The sequence below is a fragment of the Kitasatospora cheerisanensis KCTC 2395 genome (assembly GCF_000696185.1).
Classification (GTDB): Bacteria; Actinomycetota; Actinomycetes; order Streptomycetales; family Streptomycetaceae; genus Kitasatospora; species Kitasatospora cheerisanensis.
Window position 1 is genome coordinate 1,903,801 of sequence record NZ_KK853997.1, and the last position, 14,007, is coordinate 1,917,807.

The following is a 14,007-nucleotide window of genomic DNA, read 5'->3' on the forward strand; positions in this document are numbered from 1 at the left end:
CGTCCCCGGGCCGCAACACCGGCCCGACGGTGAGCTTGTCGAGCACCTCCCACGCCCCGCTCACCGCTCCACCCCCGCCCGGCCCCGCCCCGCCCACTGCCGCCCGAGGCCCGAACGACCGGCCGCACCCCGTGGGGTCAGCCGCCGGACCACCGCTGCGCGGAGCGGCAGGTGCACCGAGAACGGCAGGGCGGCAGTCGGGCGACGGTCGGCCGTGCTCGCCGAGGCCGACCACCGTCCCACCGCTGTGCGGGCCGGTGGGCGTACGGAGGAGGCCAGGGCGGCCGTGTTCGCCGAGGTCGACCACTGTCGCGGCGGTGTGGGGGGCGGTCATGGGGCTACCTCTTCGATGGTGGAGGTGCCGGTGGTGGGGTGGGGGCCGTAGCGTTCCCAGGTTTCGTGGAGGCGGATGCGGCCGTCGGGGGTGCGGGTGGGGGTGTTGTGGGTGCGGCCGCAGACGACTTCGCCGGTGGTGAGGACGAAGGTGTAGCCCATGGCGAGGGTGCCGTCGGGCTGGCGGGTGCCGGCGGTCCAGCCGCGCTGGATCGCGCCGCCGGCGACCTCGCCCCAGACCAGGTCGCCCTGCTGGTGGTAGACGGCGACGGTGCGGTGGTCGCCGTCGGGGGCGTGGAAGCGGCGGCCCTCGTAGTCGAACGGCGGGTGGTCGAACGGGGAGTCCGTCATGCCTGCCACCAGATCGCGTAGTAGGCGAAGTCCTCGTCGTGCGGGTTGGCGACGGCGTGGTCGGTGTCGGCGGGGAGCAGGACGAGGTCGCCGGCGGCGATGGGGTGGCGGTCGCCGTCCGGGGTGCGGACCTCGCCGCGGCCGCTCATGCAGATGAAGAGTTCGCGTTCGGTGTGCTGGTGGGTGTCGGTGAGGTCGCCGGGGCGCAGGACGCACCAGGCGCCGTGGAAGGGGGTGGTGAGCTCGCCCCAGGGGTGGAGGAGGTTGAGGTCGAGGCCGTGCGCGCGTTCGAGCCGGTCGGGTTCCTGGCGGCGGATCACCAGGCCGGCCGGAGGGGCGCTTTCGGACATGGCGGGGCTCCGTTCGAAGGTGAGAGCGGGTGCGCGTCAGCCGGCGGCCGCGTGGCCGAGTCCGGCGTCGCGGGCGAGGACCAGGGCCTGGGCGCGGTCGGCGACGCCGAGTTTGCCGAGGATGCCGGAGATCCGGTTGCTGACGGTCTTGGAGGCGAGGGCGAGCTCCCGGGCGATGGCGGGGTTGGAGCGGCCGGCGGCGAGGTGTTCGAGGACCTCGCGTTCGCGGTCGCTGAGCTGCGGGAACGGGTAGCTGCGGGGTCGGGCGCCGGTGCCGATGAGGGTGCCGAGCCGGGCGGCGATGGTGCGGTCGACGATGGCTTCGCCGGCGCCGACGGCGTGGATGCCGCGGACGATCTGTTCGGCGGTGGCGCGTTTGACGAGGTAGCCGCGGGCGCCGGCGTGGAAGGCGGCGGCGACGGCCTTGTCGTCGTCGAGGGTGCTGAACACCAGGACGCCGGTGTCGGGGGTGAGCCGGACGATCTGACTGATCATCCGCATGCCGGCGGTGTCGTCCATCTGCGGGTCGAGGACCAGGACGTCGGGCCGGTGGCGGGAGGTGGCGGCGAGGACTTCACCGGTGGTGCCGGCCTCGCCGACCACCGCCGCACCACCGGTGGCCTCCACCATGGAGCGGACGCCCTGCCGGACGGCGGGCTGCACGTCGGCGAGCAGCACGGTCAGCGTCGCGGAACTCCCGTGCTGGTTCATCGTCCCCTCGCGGCGTGTGGTGGTGCGGCGGGTGGTGCGGCGCTGCCAACAGTGGATCACCGGCAGTGATGATTCCGTGACCTCATCATGATCTGATCAAATCGCCAGCTCAAGTGTGCAAATGTCATACAGGAGTTGGCAGATGTGAGGATTGGCCGGCGGCCTCGGCCGATTCCCGGGCGCGGCGCATGATCTCCTCCCGGCCTCGCCAGTGCGACCAGAACGCGCCGGTGTAGCCGAGGCCGCCGAGGCTGGTGAGGAACGGGTTGTCGGCGTAGTTGTTGTCGTGCTCGCTCATGCCTTCGACGGTGGGCAGCATGACGCGGTGGTGGTCGGCCGGGTCGATCAGCGCCCACAGGTCGGTGACGGCGCCGTGCCAGCGCTCCTCGGGGTCGGTGGCGCGGGCCGGGTCGGGCAGCAGGTCAGGCGAGAAGTAGCAGACCAGCCGGAAGTTGCCGTGCTCGTCGAACATGAACTGCCGTTCGTACTCGGCCGGGGAGGCGCACATCCGCAGCGGTTTGAGCACGATCGGGCCGTCCGCGGTGTTGGACTGGAGGCCGGGGACGGTGCGCTCGCCGGCGCACTGCTCGGCCAGGTCCATGCCCATGGGGGTGTAGGGGAACAGCCGCAGGCCGAGCGAGAAGCCGGTGACGGTGGCGTCCAGGGCCATGAAGGCGTCCACGCAGGCGCGGACCGTCTCGGGGGTCTCCCCCGGCATGCCGAACAGCGCCTCGACCATGGTGAGGATGCCGCGTTCGTGGCAGAGCCGCACCAGGCGCTCGGTGTCGGCGAAGGTGTAGTAGGTGCCGCCCTTCTCGGTGACCTTCCAGCCGCTGAGCACCTCGGGGCGGATGTGGTCGCTGCCGACGTTGACGCCCCGGCAGCCGGCAGCGGCCAGCAGGTCGGCGAACTCCTCGTCGAACGGGCTGGGTTGGCAGTAGACCCAGAGCCGCAGCGAGTTCAGCGGGTTCTCCGGGTCGGCGTGCCGGCGACGGACGATCTCCCGCAGCAGGTTCTTGGCGTGCACGACGGACAGGTTGAACTCGCTGTCGGTGGTGTGCTGGTCGAGGATGCCCTGCGCCGCCAGCGACTCCATCTCGTCGACCACGGAGGCGAGTTCGCGCTGCCCGTAGCGGGTGCCCTTGGCGTCGGGCTCGACGCAGTGCGAGCAGCGGTAGGCGCAGCCGTTCTTGGTCAGGATGGAGCCGAGCCCGCCGCGCCGGTAGTACTGCAGATTGTCCACCCGGTTCGGGACGCCGGAGCGCCGCCGGTACACCGAGAGCCGGTCGACCTGCCACACCCGGGGCTCGAACCGGCCGGTGGGGTCGGCCTGTTGGGTCTCGCCGTGGCGGACCGTCAGGAACGCGGGCGGGGTCCGGACGGCGCCGTTCTCGGTGTTGCGGATCAGGCCGGGGATGGCGGAGGTGTCGCGGCCCTCGGCGATCGCCACGGCCAGTTCGCAGAGGATCTTCTCGCCGGGGCCCTTCACGCCGTAGTCGATGCCGAAGTACTCGACCAGGGCGAACGGCATGGTGGAGAAGCCGATGCCGCCGCCGACCACGGGCGCGTCGGTGAGCCGGCGGATCTCGGTGATGATCTCGCGGTGCTCGCCGACGAACGGGCGCTGCTCGAAGGCGTACACGGTGTCGGTGTTGCGGACGGTGACCCCGACGAGCATCGGTGAGCGTTCCGCGAAGTACTCGTGCAGGCAGGTCTTCCAGTCGTCGCGGCGGAAGGTCAGGTCGAGCACCTCCACCTCGAAGCCGGCGTCCTCGAGTGCGGTGGTGAGCACGTCGAGGGCGTACGGCGCGATCGGCGGATGCACCTTGTTCGGGTTGACCAGCAGGATGGGTCCGCTCATCGGGTGTTTCCCCCCTTGGGTGTGGTGGACGGGTGCTCAGACCAGGCCGAGGCTGATGCCGAACTCGGGTGCGCCGCCGATCAGGTAGGCGCCGGCGGACTGCAGGATGCGGTCCTGCGCGACCAGGTGCTGGGCCAGCACGGCGGTGTCGCGCAGCCAGCGGTCCATCGGCGCGGTGCGGTAGACGGACCAGGTCTGCAGCAGGTCGTAGGAGCGGGCGACGATGGCCCGCGAACTGCGGAAGGCGTGCAGCCAGGAGAGCGGGGAGGCGGCGCGCTCTGTGGGGGTGAGGTCGTCCAGCGTGCCGCCGGCCTCCAGCACCTCCCACTGGCGGCGCATGGAGCCGTACACGCCCTCCCGGGTGGCGTTGAACGCGGCTTCCAGGCGGGCGACTTCGGTCTGCACCCGGTAGCTCTCGGACCAGCTCTGGCCGGCCATCCGGTCGTAGCGGGTGGTGGCGACCTCGTGGACGTGGTCCAGGACGGCGCGGGCCACGCCGAGCGGGACGCCGCACATGGCGCGGGTGAAGGAGTCCGGCTGGGTGAGCGGGGTGACGCGGCCCTGCGGGGTGGCGAAGGTGTAGGTGTGCTCCTCGGGGACGAACACGTCGGTCATGGTGTAGTCGCAACTGCCGCTGCCGCTCAGGCCGGTGGGGTTCCAGTTGTCGATCACCTCGACCTGCTCGCGGCGGACCAGGAACTGCCGGGAGTCGTGCCGGTGCTTGCTGCCGGGGGCGGCCCACGGTTCGCCGTCCTGGTACAGGAAGGCGCCGGAGGTGACCCAGTCGGCGTGTTTGATGCCGGAGCCGAAGGACCAGCGGCCGCTGAGCCGGAAGCCGCCGGGGACGCGTTCGGCCTTGCCGGAGGGCTGGAGCAGGCCGGCCACCACCAGGTCCAGCCGCGGGAAGACGTCCTTGGCGACGGTCTGGTCCAGGAAGTTGGCGTAGATGCCGGTGTTGGCGCCGATGACGGCGCACCAGGCGGCGGAGGCGTCGCCGTAGGCGAGCGCCTCGACCACCTCGGTCTGCTCCATCGAGGTGAGGCCGGGGCCGCCCCACTCGGGGCCGAAGCACATGCCGAACACGCCGGTGCCGCGCAGCAGTTCGACCACGTCGGCGGGCAGCGTGCGGTTGGCCTCGATCTCGCCGGCCTTCTCGCGCAGGACGGGCGCCAACTCCCGGGCGCGGCGCAGGATCTCCGTTGTCATGCTGGTCATTTCTCCTTCTCCGTCGGGTGGTTGGCGGTGCTCAGTGGAGGCCGAGGCCGATCCGGACCTTCGGCCGGCGGCCGAGCAGGTAGGCGCCGACCGACTCCAGGACGACGTCGTGGCCGATCTGGCCCTGGCTCAGCACGGCGGTGTCGCGCAGCCAGCGGTCCATCGGGGAGTCCCGGTTGATCGACCAGGTCTGCAGCAGGTCGTAGAGCCGGCTGACCACGTCGCGGGCGACGTGGACGGCGTGCAGGCCGGCCAGCGGGACGGCGCCGCGCTCGACGGTGCTGAGGTCGTCCAGCGAGCCGCCGGCCGACAGCACCTCCCACTGGCGGCGCAGCGAGCCGTAGACGCCCTCCCGGGCGGCGTTGAACTCGGCCTCGCAGCGGGCGATTTCGGTCTGCACCCGCCAGCTGTCGGACCAGCTGCGGCCGGCCATCCCGTCGTAGCGGGTGGTGGCGACCTCGCGGGCGTGGTCGAGGGCGGCCCGGGTGATGCCGAGCGGGACGCCGGGCAGGGCACGCATGAAGGAGTCGGACCAGGCCATCGGGTTGGGCTCGACGCGCGGCTCGAAGAAGGTGAAGGTGTGGCCCTCGGGGACGAACACGTCGGTCATCGTGTAGTCGCAACTGCCGGTGCCGCACAGGCCGGTGGTGTCCCAGTTGTCGATCGGCTCGACGGCGGAGCCCGGGACGAAGAACTGCATCGAGTCGTGGTCGTGGGGGCTGTCGGGGGCGGACCAGGGCTCGCCGTCCTGGTAGACGAAGGCGCCGGAGGTGACCAGGTCGGCGTGCCGGACGCCGGAGCCGAACGGCCAGTGGCCGCTGAGCCGGTAGCCGCCGGGGACGCGTTCGGCCCGGCCGGCCGGGACCAGCGCGCCGGCGGTGATCAGGTCGGGGCTCGGGTAGAGGGCGCGGACCGCGTCCGGGAGGAGGAAGTTGGTGATCGCGCCACCCATCGCGCCGATTCCGGCGCACCAGCCGGCCGAGGAGTCGCCGTAGGCGATCGCCTCGATGATCTCGGTCTGCTCCAGCGAGGTGAGGCAGGGGCCGCCGGTCCGGGCGGAGTGGCCGATCCGGAACACGCCGGTGGCGCGCAGCAGTTCGACCACGTCGGCGGGCAGGGTGCGGTTGGCCTCGATCTCCGGGGCGCGCTTGCGCAGGACGGGCGCCAGTTCGCGGGCCCGGCGCAGGATCTCGGCGGCGTCGAGCGGGGCGTCGTCCGGGTTGTCGTTCGCGTGCTCGATCGGGGTGTCGGTGTTCATCGGTCCACATCCAGGAGTCCGGCGGGCATGGTGAAGGGGGCGTGCGGGTCGGCGGGTCCCACCGGGGTGGTGACCGTCTCGACCAGGGCGGCGGCGGCGTCCAGGCGCCGTTCGCAGTCGGCGACGCTGTCGGCCTCGCAGACCACGAAGGAGTGCCGGGCGAGGTAGCCGCCGGGGGCAGTCGCAGCACGGTGCCGGGCGGGGCCATCGGCGCGGCGTGCAGCAGGCCGGGCGCGTCGCCGGGCTTGGGGAGGGTCAACTCCTCCAGCCGGCAGTCCTGTTCGGGGCAGCCGAAGCGGATGCCGGCGACCGCGGCGCGAGTCGCGGCGGTCTCCGGGCGGCGGCCGACCGCGACGTCGAACAGCACCTCGCCGGGCTCCAGGCCGGTGGCGATCCTGCCGAGCAGCGGGATCAGGTCGCCGCCGAGCCGGCCGTTGACCTCGACGATCAGCGGGCCGCGCGGGGTGAGCCGCAGCTCGGTGTGGGTGATGCCGTCCTCGACGCCGAGCGCCCGGTGCGCGTCGGCGAGCACGGCGAGCAGGGCGGGGTCGGCGAGCAGCGGGTCGGCGGCGTCGACGATGTGGCCGACCTCCTCGAAGTACGGCTCGTCGCTGCTGTACTTGCGGGCCAGGAACATCGGCAGGTACTCGCCGCGGTGGACGGCGCCGTCGACGCTGATCTCCGGGCCGCCGGCGTACTCCTCGACGATCACGCTGGCCCGGTACGGGCCGGGGTCGACCCGGCTGGCGGACAGCGCGGTGTCGAACGCGGCGTCGAGTTCGGCCTCGTCGGCGGCGAAGACCACGCCGATGCTGGCGCCCATGGCGCGCGGCTTGAGCACCACGGGGTAGCCGATCCGGGCGGCGGCGGCGCGCGCCTCGGCCAGGTCGGTGGTGAGCGCGAAGCCGGGCTGGCGCTGGCCCGCGGCGGTGAGCACGGTGCGGGTGCGCTCCTTGTCGCGGACGCCGCGGACGCCGCGCTCGGACAGGCCGGGGACGCCGAGTTCGGCGGCCAGCAGGCCGGCGTCGAGCACCAGCGGCTCGTCCCAGCAGAGCAGGCCGACGATCCGCTTGCGGGCGGCGATCTCCCGGACGGTGGCGTTCATGGTGTCGGTGTCGAAGACGTCGGCGACCACGATCTCGTCGAAGTACTCGCGCTGCCAGGTCGGCCGCAGGTTGTTGACCAGCAGCAGTTCGAGGCCGGCGGCGCGGGCGCGGCGGCTCATCGGGCCGACCAGGTACTCGCGGTACTCCTTGAGTCCGCTGCCGATCACCAGCAGCGTGCCGGGTCCGGCCCCGGCTTCTTGTTGCTCCGTCATGAGTCCTCCTCTGCGTGGGAGTCGATGTCGAACCGGACCAGTGCGGCGGCGGCGTCGGCGAGCCGGCGGGCCTCGGCGGGGGTGTCGGCGAGGGTGGTGACGATGCCGACCCGGTCCCAGGAGCTGCGCAGTCCGGCGGCGCGGTGGCCGGGGGCGATGCCGACGACGGCGAGTTGCACGCCCTCGGCGGCGGAGGCGGCGTCCAGGCCGTGCACGGCGGTGACGGTGCCGGGCCGGTCGGGGGCCAGGAAGGCGGCGGCGGTGGCGCGTTCGGCCTTGGCGGGCAGCGGGCCGGGCTGCTCGCCGCGCATCAGCGCGTAGTAGGCGCGGGTGAGTTCGACGGGGTAGGCGGCCTCGATCAGGTCGGTGATCGAGTCGCCGGGCAGCCGGCCGGCGCACTCGACCAGCACCGGGACGCCGTCGGCGAGGATCCACTCGCAGTGCAGGACTCCGGTGCCGAAGCCGACGGCGGTGGCCAGTCGTTCGGTCTCGGCGGCCAGCAACTCGTGGGTCTCCACCGGGAGTTCGGCCGGGACGGTGTGCCCGGACTCGATCGGGTACGGGCCGGGGTAGAGCTGTTTGCCGGTGGTGTTGGCGAACACCGGGCGGCCGTCGGCGATCAGCATCTCGACGCTGAACTCCGGTCCGGCGACGTACTGTTCGGCCAGCATGACGGGCGTGATCGGCCGGTCGGGGACGAACACGCCCTCGTCCTGGGCCTGTCCGAACGCCCAGGCGGCCTCGGCCTCGGCGGGCCCGCGGACCACCAGGGTGCCGACCGAGGCCTGCCGGTTGGCGGGCTTGAGCACGGCCGGGCCGGGGTGCCGGTCCATGAAGGCGGCCAGCTCGGCGGCGCTTCCGACCGGTTCGGAGGCCGGGTTGGCGATCTCGGCGGCGGCCGCGACCACCCGCAACTGGTGCTTGTCGCGCAGCAGTTGGGCTGCGCCGAGGCCGGCGCCGGGCAGTCCGTAGCGTTCGGCGAGCCGGGCCGCGAACGGCACCGCGTACTCGACGGCGGGGATCACCGCGACCGGGTCGAGCCCGGGGTGGGCGGCGTGGAAGGCGTCCGCCCGGCCCGGCAGGTGGTACTCCCACTCGATCAGCTCGCGAGCGTACTCGATGCCTCGGACCGCCTCGGCGAGGTGCCGCTTGCGGGCGACGTCGGGCTCCTCGACGTAGATCACCGAACCGGCCTGCTGGAAGCCGGCCAGGGTGGGCACCGCGAAGGCGACGTAGCCGACGACCAGGACGGGGCGGGCGCTCATGCCGTCCCCCCGGCGGGCTCGACCGTCTCCGGCCGGATGGCCTCGGCGGCGCGGCGGTCCGCGTCGCGCTTGATGCCGTACACCGCGAACGCGCCGGCCACCGCGGCCGTCAGGCCGGCCATCGCCCAGAAGCCCTGGCCGAACCGTTCCCACAGGTAGACGCCGAACAGCGGGGCGACGGCCCCGGCCAGGCCGGTGACGGCGTGCATGGCGGCGAGGTAGCGGGCCTTCAGCGCGGCCGGGAAGGTCGCCGGGTGGGCGAACATGCTGGGCGCGGCGGTCATCATCCCGGCGACGTAGACCACCATGCCGAGCACCACGAACGCCCCGGCGTGCACCGCCAGCCCGTACACCGCCAGCCCGATCGCGTTCAGCGCGTGGCCCGCGCCGACCGCCAGGTAGGTGGGGATCCGGGTGATGTACGCGGTGATCTTCAGCTCGCAGCTGATCAGGATGACCGAGGAGGTGGCCAGCACCGCGCTGTACAGCCAGGTCGGGTAGCCGTCGCGGACGATCTCCAGCGGCAGCGAGACCGAGGACTGCACGTAAGTGACGGTGCCGAGGGTGATCGCCACCAGGTACGCCAGGTAGGCGCGGTCGCGCAGCATCGCCGCGTACACCGCCCGGCCGGTGGCCCGGCGCTCGGTGACGGTCACGGCGGCCGGCTCGGGCACCGCGTGCCGGGGCAGCAGCCGGTAGGCGAGCGCCGCGTAGACCAGGGTGGTGGCGCCGTCGATCCAGAACAGCAGGTCCCAGTCGAGCAGGATCACCGCGGCGGCGATCAGCGGGGCGAGCGCGGCGCCGACGTTGAGGGCGATCCGCATCATGGAGAACGCCATCACGTGGTACCGGTCCGGCATCAGGTCGCTGAGCAGCACCGACGCGGCGGGCCGGTACGCCTGGGCGAACAGTCCGGCCCCGGCGACGGACAGCAGCAGCGGCGCCAGCAGCCCGGGCCGGGCCAGCAGCGGCAGCACGGCGACCAGCGGCGCCGAGCCGGCCATCGCGATCACGATGGTGGTGCGGGCGCCGAGCCGGTGGGTGGCCTCGCCGCCGAGCACGGTGCCGACGGCGGTGCCCAGGCTGTACGCGCCGAGCGCCAGGCCCGCGGTGCCGTCCGACAGGTTCCGGTGCGTCAGGTACAGCACCAGGAAGGTCTGGACGAACGCGCCGAGCTGGTTGACCAGCACGCCGCCGAGCAGGTACCGGACGGTGGCCGGGGTGGCCCTGAGCGTGTCGAGGACGCCGATCGGGGGCCCGTCGTCGTCGGTCATGCCGCCTCCTTCACAGCTTGGACGATGCGTTCCGCGACCAGCGGAGCGGTGGAGAACCCGCTGCCGCCGCAGGCGGCGCGGGTCCACAGGCCCGGGGTGACCGGGGCCAGCAGCGGTCCGCCGGTGGCGGCGTCCGCGGTGTAGTGGCAGACCCGGACGCCGGCCGTCGGGTAGCGGTCCAGGTCGGGCAGGATGCCCTCGGCGGCGAGGCGGTCCAGGTGGGGCTGCTGGTCCTCGCCGCGGCTGTCGGTGTCCTCGACGGGGCGGCACACCGTGTCGGAGCTGAGTTTGAGCAGCGTCCCGGCGCCGGGCGGCAGCACCCAGCCGCGGCCCTCGCGGCCGAGGCCGCCCGCGGCGGGCGCGCCGTCCCAGCGGTCGCCGCCGGCGGGGCGGCCCAGGTAGAGCATGGTCTGCCGGTACAGGGTGACGGGGGCGGCGGCGAGCCGCCGCGTCCAGGGGCCGCCGGCCAGCAGCGCGAGGTCGCCGCGGAGCACCTCGCCGCTGTCCAGCACGATCCGCCCGGAGCCGGTGAACACCGAGCGGACCGTGCTGTGCGGGCGCAGCGTGACGCCGGGGCGGGCGGTGAGCCAGCGGACGGCGGCGCGCAGCACCCGGTCGGCGAGCAGGACGCCGCCGGTGCGTTCGCGGACCCCGACGGCGCCGGGCGGCAGGCCCAGCGGCGGGAGCCCGTCCCCGTCGGGCAGGTCGACGGGGACGCCGGCCTTGTCGGCCTCGGCGAGCAGTTCGTCGAGGCGGTCGGCGGGGTGGCGGTGAGGACGCCGACCCGGCGGTAGAGCGTGGTGCCGAGCAGGGTCTCCAGTTCCTGCCAGTGGCGGTGCGCGGCGAGCCGGCGGGCGGTGCCGTCGGGGTCGCCGGGCAGCAGGGTGCGGATGGCGCGGTGCTGGTCGTGCGAGGTGGCGTCGGGGTTGGGCAGCGGGCCGCGTTCCAGGACGGTGACCCGGTGCCCGGCCCGGGCGCACGCGACGGCGGTGAGCAGGCCGGTGACGCCCGCGCCCACCACCACCACGTGCGCGGCGGCGCTGCCGGTGGCGGCGGGCCGGTGGTGCTCACCGCCCGCCGCCGCGGACCCTGGTCGCCAGCCTGGGCAGCGGGCGGGGCCGAACGGTGACGGCGGCCGGTTCGCCGGGGATGGCGGTGTCGGGCAGCGCCTCGGCGGCGAGGTCGACGAGCAGCGGGGCGGCGCAGCGCAGGAACAGGTCGAGTTCGTGCCAGAAGTCGCCGGCGTCGGCGTCGGTGACCTCCCAGCGGTCGAGCCGGCCGAGCTGTTCGGTGAGGGTGAACGCGGCGGCGCTGAGGCTGAACCGGCGCGGCCGCAGGGCGGCGGCGAAGCGTTCGGCGATCAGGGCGGCGGCGTGCCGGGAGCGGGCGCTGACCGGCAGCGGCCGCGGTCGAGGTGGGCCTCGGCCTTGGCGGCGACCCGGTTCCAGGGTTCGACGAGGCGCTGCCCGCAGACCCGGTCCATGGCGGCGCGGGTGAAGTTGGTGCGCTGGAAGTCGGGTCCGGTGGCGGCCAGGTAGTAGCGGACCAGGTCGCGGGGGACTTCGGCGGTGAGCTGACGGCCCGTCACCACGTGGCCGCGGCTGGTGGAGAACTTGTCGCTGTCGAGTTCGTAGAACTCGTTGGTGACGAAGTGCGCGGGCAGGGCGAGTCCGCCGAGGGCGAGCAGCATGGCGGTGCCGGCCAGCGCGAACGCGAAGCTGGCGTCGGAGCCGAAGAAGTACACCACTTCGGGTCCGGCCTCGACGGCCCAGTGCCGTTCCTCGTCGCCGGGGACCTCTCCCCTGGCCTCGGCGGCCAGGGCGATGGCGTGCAGGCTCCAGGCGACGGTCTCGGTGTCGGAGTAGAGGACCTGGCCGGGGGTCTCCGGGAACGGGGCGGGGATGCCCCAGTCGATGGGCAGGGTGATCGGGTAGTCGGGCAGCCGACGGGCCATCAGCTCCTCGACGAGCTGGGCGAGCCGGGGCCGCATGGTCGGGGCGAGCCGGGCGAAGTAGGAGGCCAGGGCGGCCCGGTGCTCCTCCAGCGGCAGCACCAGGACGTCCTTCTCGCGCAGTTCGACGGCGAGTTCGGGGTGCCGGGTGGAGCGCGGGTCGAGCAGTTCGCCGGAGGCGATCCAGTGGCCGCAGTTCTCGCACAGTCCGGCGCAGCCCTCGGCCAGGCAGACCGGGCAGCCGCCGCGCACGTACGCGTCGGTGAGGTACTCGTCGGTGTCCGGCAGGTACGGGAACCTGACCTTGCGCAGCCTCAGGTGGCCTTCGCCGTGCAGCCGTTCGAAGAAGGTGCGGACGGTCTTCAGGTAGCGCTCGTCGAAGCGGACGAAGCCGTCGGGGACGATGCCGGCGGCGGCGAGGGTGGCCTCGACCTGTTCGGCGGCGCGCAGCCGGAGTTCCTCGGGCTGTTCGCCGAGGCGGCGGGCGGTGGTGACGATGTAGTTCTGGGTGAAGTGCACGCCGGTGCCGAACAGGGTGTCGCGGGCGGTGGCGCGGGCGTAGCGGGCGCAGACGTCGGCGGACAGGAACGGGCCGGCGAGGTGGCCCAGGTGCAGGTCCCCGTTGGCGGTGGGGCCGGGGGCGACGACCAGCAGCGCGGCCATCAGCGTGCGCCTGCCGCGGCGGTGTCGAGTCCGTGGCGGGCCAGCAGGTCGCCGGTGATGTCGCGGGCGCGGTGGGCGAGCACGCTGATCAGCGAGTCGGCGATGCCGTGGGTGGCCTCGTTGACGCCCTGCAGGTACAGCGCGGCGTCGGTACCGGCGCCGAGGTCGACCCGGTAGTCGCGGCTGACGGTGACCTCGGGCAGTCCGGCCTTCTCGGTCAGGTCGCGGACCATGGCGGGCATCCGGCTGTCGTAGCCGGTGCCGAGCAGGACCAGGTCGCAGCGCTGCTCGACGGTCTTGCCGGTGCGCCGGTCGCGCAGGTCGAGGACGACCTCGCCGTCCTCCTCGCGGGCGGCGACCACCTCGGTCATCGCGCGGACCTCGGCCCGGCCGGTGCCGATCATCTTCTCCCGGTACAGCACCATGTACAGCTCGTCGAGGAACGGCGGGGCGAGCGCCGCGTAGTTGGTGAACCGCATCTCGTCGAGGAGCTGGGCCCGGGTCTCGGCGGGGGCGTCGTAGAACTCGTCGACGAAGGACGGGTAGAACAGCTCGTTGACGAACTTGCTGGTCTGGTAGTTCTGCAGGCCGATGGAGCGGACCAGCATGGTGACGGTGGAGTTCGGCAGGTTCTCGTACAGCGCCATGAACATCTCGGCGGCGCTCTGCGCCCCGCCGATCACCACGGTGCGCAGCGGCGCGTCCTTGTCGACGGCGCTGATCCGGCTGCGGAACCGGGCGCTGTGGATGACCTTCTCGGCGGGCAGGTCGGCGAACACCGCCGGGATGTGCATGTCGCGGCCGGCACCGACGACCAGGTCGCGGCAGCGGATGGTGTCGCCGTCGGCGAGGGTCACCAGCCAGCCGACCAGCTTGCCGTCCGCGTCGTAGCGGGGCTCGGTGGCGGTGACCTTCGCGTCGTAGCGGATCCGCACCTTCTCCAGCGAGGCGGCCACCCACTGCAGGTAGTCGGAGAACTCCCAGCGGTGCGGGTGGAAGGTGCCCAGGTTGATGAACTGGTCCAGCCGTCCGTGCTGGTGCAGGAAATTGAGGAACGAGAAGCGGCTGCGCGGGTCGCGCAGCGTCACCAGGTCCTTCAGGAACGACACCTGGCTGCGGGCCCACGGCATCAGCAGGTCGCGCTGCCACTTGATGTCCGGGGCCTGCTCCAGCAGCAGGGTGCCCTCGGCCAGTTCGGCCGATCCGCTCTCTTCGATCGCGGCCGCGAGGGCCAGATTCGCCGGGCCGGCGCCGATCGCCAGTACGCCCACTTCCAGGTCAGCCATGCTCTCCCCCAACTCGGGTCTCTCCAGGGCGGGTTGTCGCGCCGAGAAACCTAGGGAGCCGGGGTTCCCGTCACATAGGGACGGGTTCCCGGGCCCGGGGGAAATTCCGGACGGGCCTGCGGAGGGCCCCGGGGAGCTCTCCCCGGGGCCCGGGGGCCGACGGGGGAAGCT

Annotated in this window: 12 protein-coding genes and 2 pseudogenes; all 14 read right to left on the reverse strand. The window is 73.3% G+C overall.

From position 1 onward, the window contains the following. Positions 1-330 precede the first annotated feature (330 nt). Positions 331-684 (reverse strand): avidin-fold protein, encoded by a 354-nt coding sequence (locus KCH_RS08595; RefSeq protein ID WP_035860937.1) that lies wholly within the window; start codon positions 682-684, stop codon positions 331-333. Next, complete coding sequence (locus KCH_RS08600; protein ID WP_084223385.1) at positions 681-1,034, reverse strand: cupin domain-containing protein; 354 nt, start codon at positions 1,032-1,034, stop codon at positions 681-683. Before KCH_RS08600 ends, KCH_RS08595 begins: the two co-directional genes overlap by 4 nt. A gap of 36 nt (positions 1,035-1,070) precedes the next feature. After that, positions 1,071-1,805, reverse strand: coding sequence for a response regulator (locus tag KCH_RS08605; RefSeq protein WP_244305241.1), 735 nt, complete (start codon positions 1,803-1,805; stop codon positions 1,071-1,073). Between the two features lie 64 nt (positions 1,806-1,869). Then, on the reverse strand, positions 1,870-3,606 hold the full coding sequence (gene tsrT / locus KCH_RS08610) for a tryptophan 2-C-methyltransferase (RefSeq protein WP_035860940.1): 1,737 nt from the start codon (positions 3,604-3,606) through the stop codon (positions 1,870-1,872). A gap of 36 nt (positions 3,607-3,642) precedes the next feature. Further along, complete coding sequence (locus tag KCH_RS08615; protein ID WP_341865360.1) at positions 3,643-4,812, reverse strand: acyl-CoA dehydrogenase family protein; 1,170 nt, start codon at positions 4,810-4,812, stop codon at positions 3,643-3,645. Positions 4,813-4,852: 40 nt separating this feature from the next. After that, the gene (locus KCH_RS08620) at positions 4,853-6,079 is read right to left on the reverse strand and encodes an acyl-CoA dehydrogenase family protein (protein WP_035860946.1); all 1,227 of its coding nucleotides are present in this window, start codon (positions 6,077-6,079) and stop codon (positions 4,853-4,855) included. Then, positions 6,076-6,225, reverse strand: a complete 150-nt coding sequence (locus tag KCH_RS46540; RefSeq protein WP_341865361.1) for a hypothetical protein — start codon at positions 6,223-6,225, stop codon at positions 6,076-6,078. Before KCH_RS46540 ends, KCH_RS08620 begins: the two co-directional genes overlap by 4 nt. Before the next feature lie 329 nt (positions 6,226-6,554). Further along, positions 6,555-7,397, reverse strand: a pseudogene (locus tag KCH_RS46545) (ATP-grasp domain-containing protein); the annotation flags it as partial. After that, positions 7,394-8,662, reverse strand: coding sequence for an ATP-grasp domain-containing protein (locus KCH_RS08630; RefSeq protein ID WP_035860948.1), 1,269 nt, complete (start codon positions 8,660-8,662; stop codon positions 7,394-7,396). The gene KCH_RS08630 and the pseudogene KCH_RS46545, both read right to left, overlap by 4 nt. Beyond that, positions 8,659-9,936 (reverse strand): MFS transporter, encoded by a 1,278-nt coding sequence (locus KCH_RS08635; RefSeq protein WP_035860951.1) that lies wholly within the window; start codon positions 9,934-9,936, stop codon positions 8,659-8,661. The genes KCH_RS08630 and KCH_RS08635 overlap by 4 nt, the downstream gene beginning before the upstream one ends. Next, the gene (locus KCH_RS46550; RefSeq protein ID WP_341865362.1) at positions 9,933-10,547 is read right to left on the reverse strand and encodes an FAD-dependent oxidoreductase; all 615 of its coding nucleotides are present in this window, start codon (positions 10,545-10,547) and stop codon (positions 9,933-9,935) included. Before KCH_RS46550 ends, KCH_RS08635 begins: the two co-directional genes overlap by 4 nt. A gap of 212 nt (positions 10,548-10,759) precedes the next feature. Next, positions 10,760-10,963, reverse strand: a pseudogene (locus KCH_RS47115) (FAD-dependent oxidoreductase); the annotation flags it as partial. A gap of 333 nt (positions 10,964-11,296) precedes the next feature. After that, positions 11,297-12,550, reverse strand: coding sequence for a class I tRNA ligase family protein (locus KCH_RS08645; RefSeq protein ID WP_208865934.1), 1,254 nt, complete (start codon positions 12,548-12,550; stop codon positions 11,297-11,299). After that, on the reverse strand, positions 12,550-13,836 hold the full coding sequence (locus KCH_RS08650) for a lysine N(6)-hydroxylase/L-ornithine N(5)-oxygenase family protein (protein WP_035860953.1): 1,287 nt from the start codon (positions 13,834-13,836) through the stop codon (positions 12,550-12,552). The genes KCH_RS08645 and KCH_RS08650 overlap by 1 nt, the downstream gene beginning before the upstream one ends. Positions 13,837-14,007: the final 171 nt, after the last annotated feature.

Coding starts and splice junctions, on each gene's coding strand:
- KCH_RS08595 (WP_035860937.1), bottom strand. CDS start 684: ATGACGGACTCCCCGTTCGACCACCCGCCGTTCGACTACGAGGGCCGC.
- KCH_RS08600 (WP_084223385.1), bottom strand. CDS start 1,034: ATGTCCGAAAGCGCCCCTCCGGCCGGCCTGGTGATCCGCCGCCAGGAA.
- tsrT (WP_035860940.1), bottom strand. CDS start 3,606: ATGAGCGGACCCATCCTGCTGGTCAACCCGAACAAGGTGCATCCGCCG.
- KCH_RS08615 (WP_341865360.1), bottom strand. CDS start 4,812: ATGACAACGGAGATCCTGCGCCGCGCCCGGGAGTTGGCGCCCGTCCTG.
- KCH_RS08620 (WP_035860946.1), bottom strand. CDS start 6,079: ATGAACACCGACACCCCGATCGAGCACGCGAACGACAACCCGGACGAC.
- KCH_RS08630 (WP_035860948.1), bottom strand. CDS start 8,662: ATGAGCGCCCGCCCCGTCCTGGTCGTCGGCTACGTCGCCTTCGCGGTG.
- KCH_RS08635 (WP_035860951.1), bottom strand. CDS start 9,936: ATGACCGACGACGACGGGCCCCCGATCGGCGTCCTCGACACGCTCAGG.
- KCH_RS08645 (WP_208865934.1), bottom strand. CDS start 12,550: ATGGCCGCGCTGCTGGTCGTCGCCCCCGGCCCCACCGCCAACGGGGAC.
- KCH_RS08650 (WP_035860953.1), bottom strand. CDS start 13,836: ATGGCTGACCTGGAAGTGGGCGTACTGGCGATCGGCGCCGGCCCGGCG.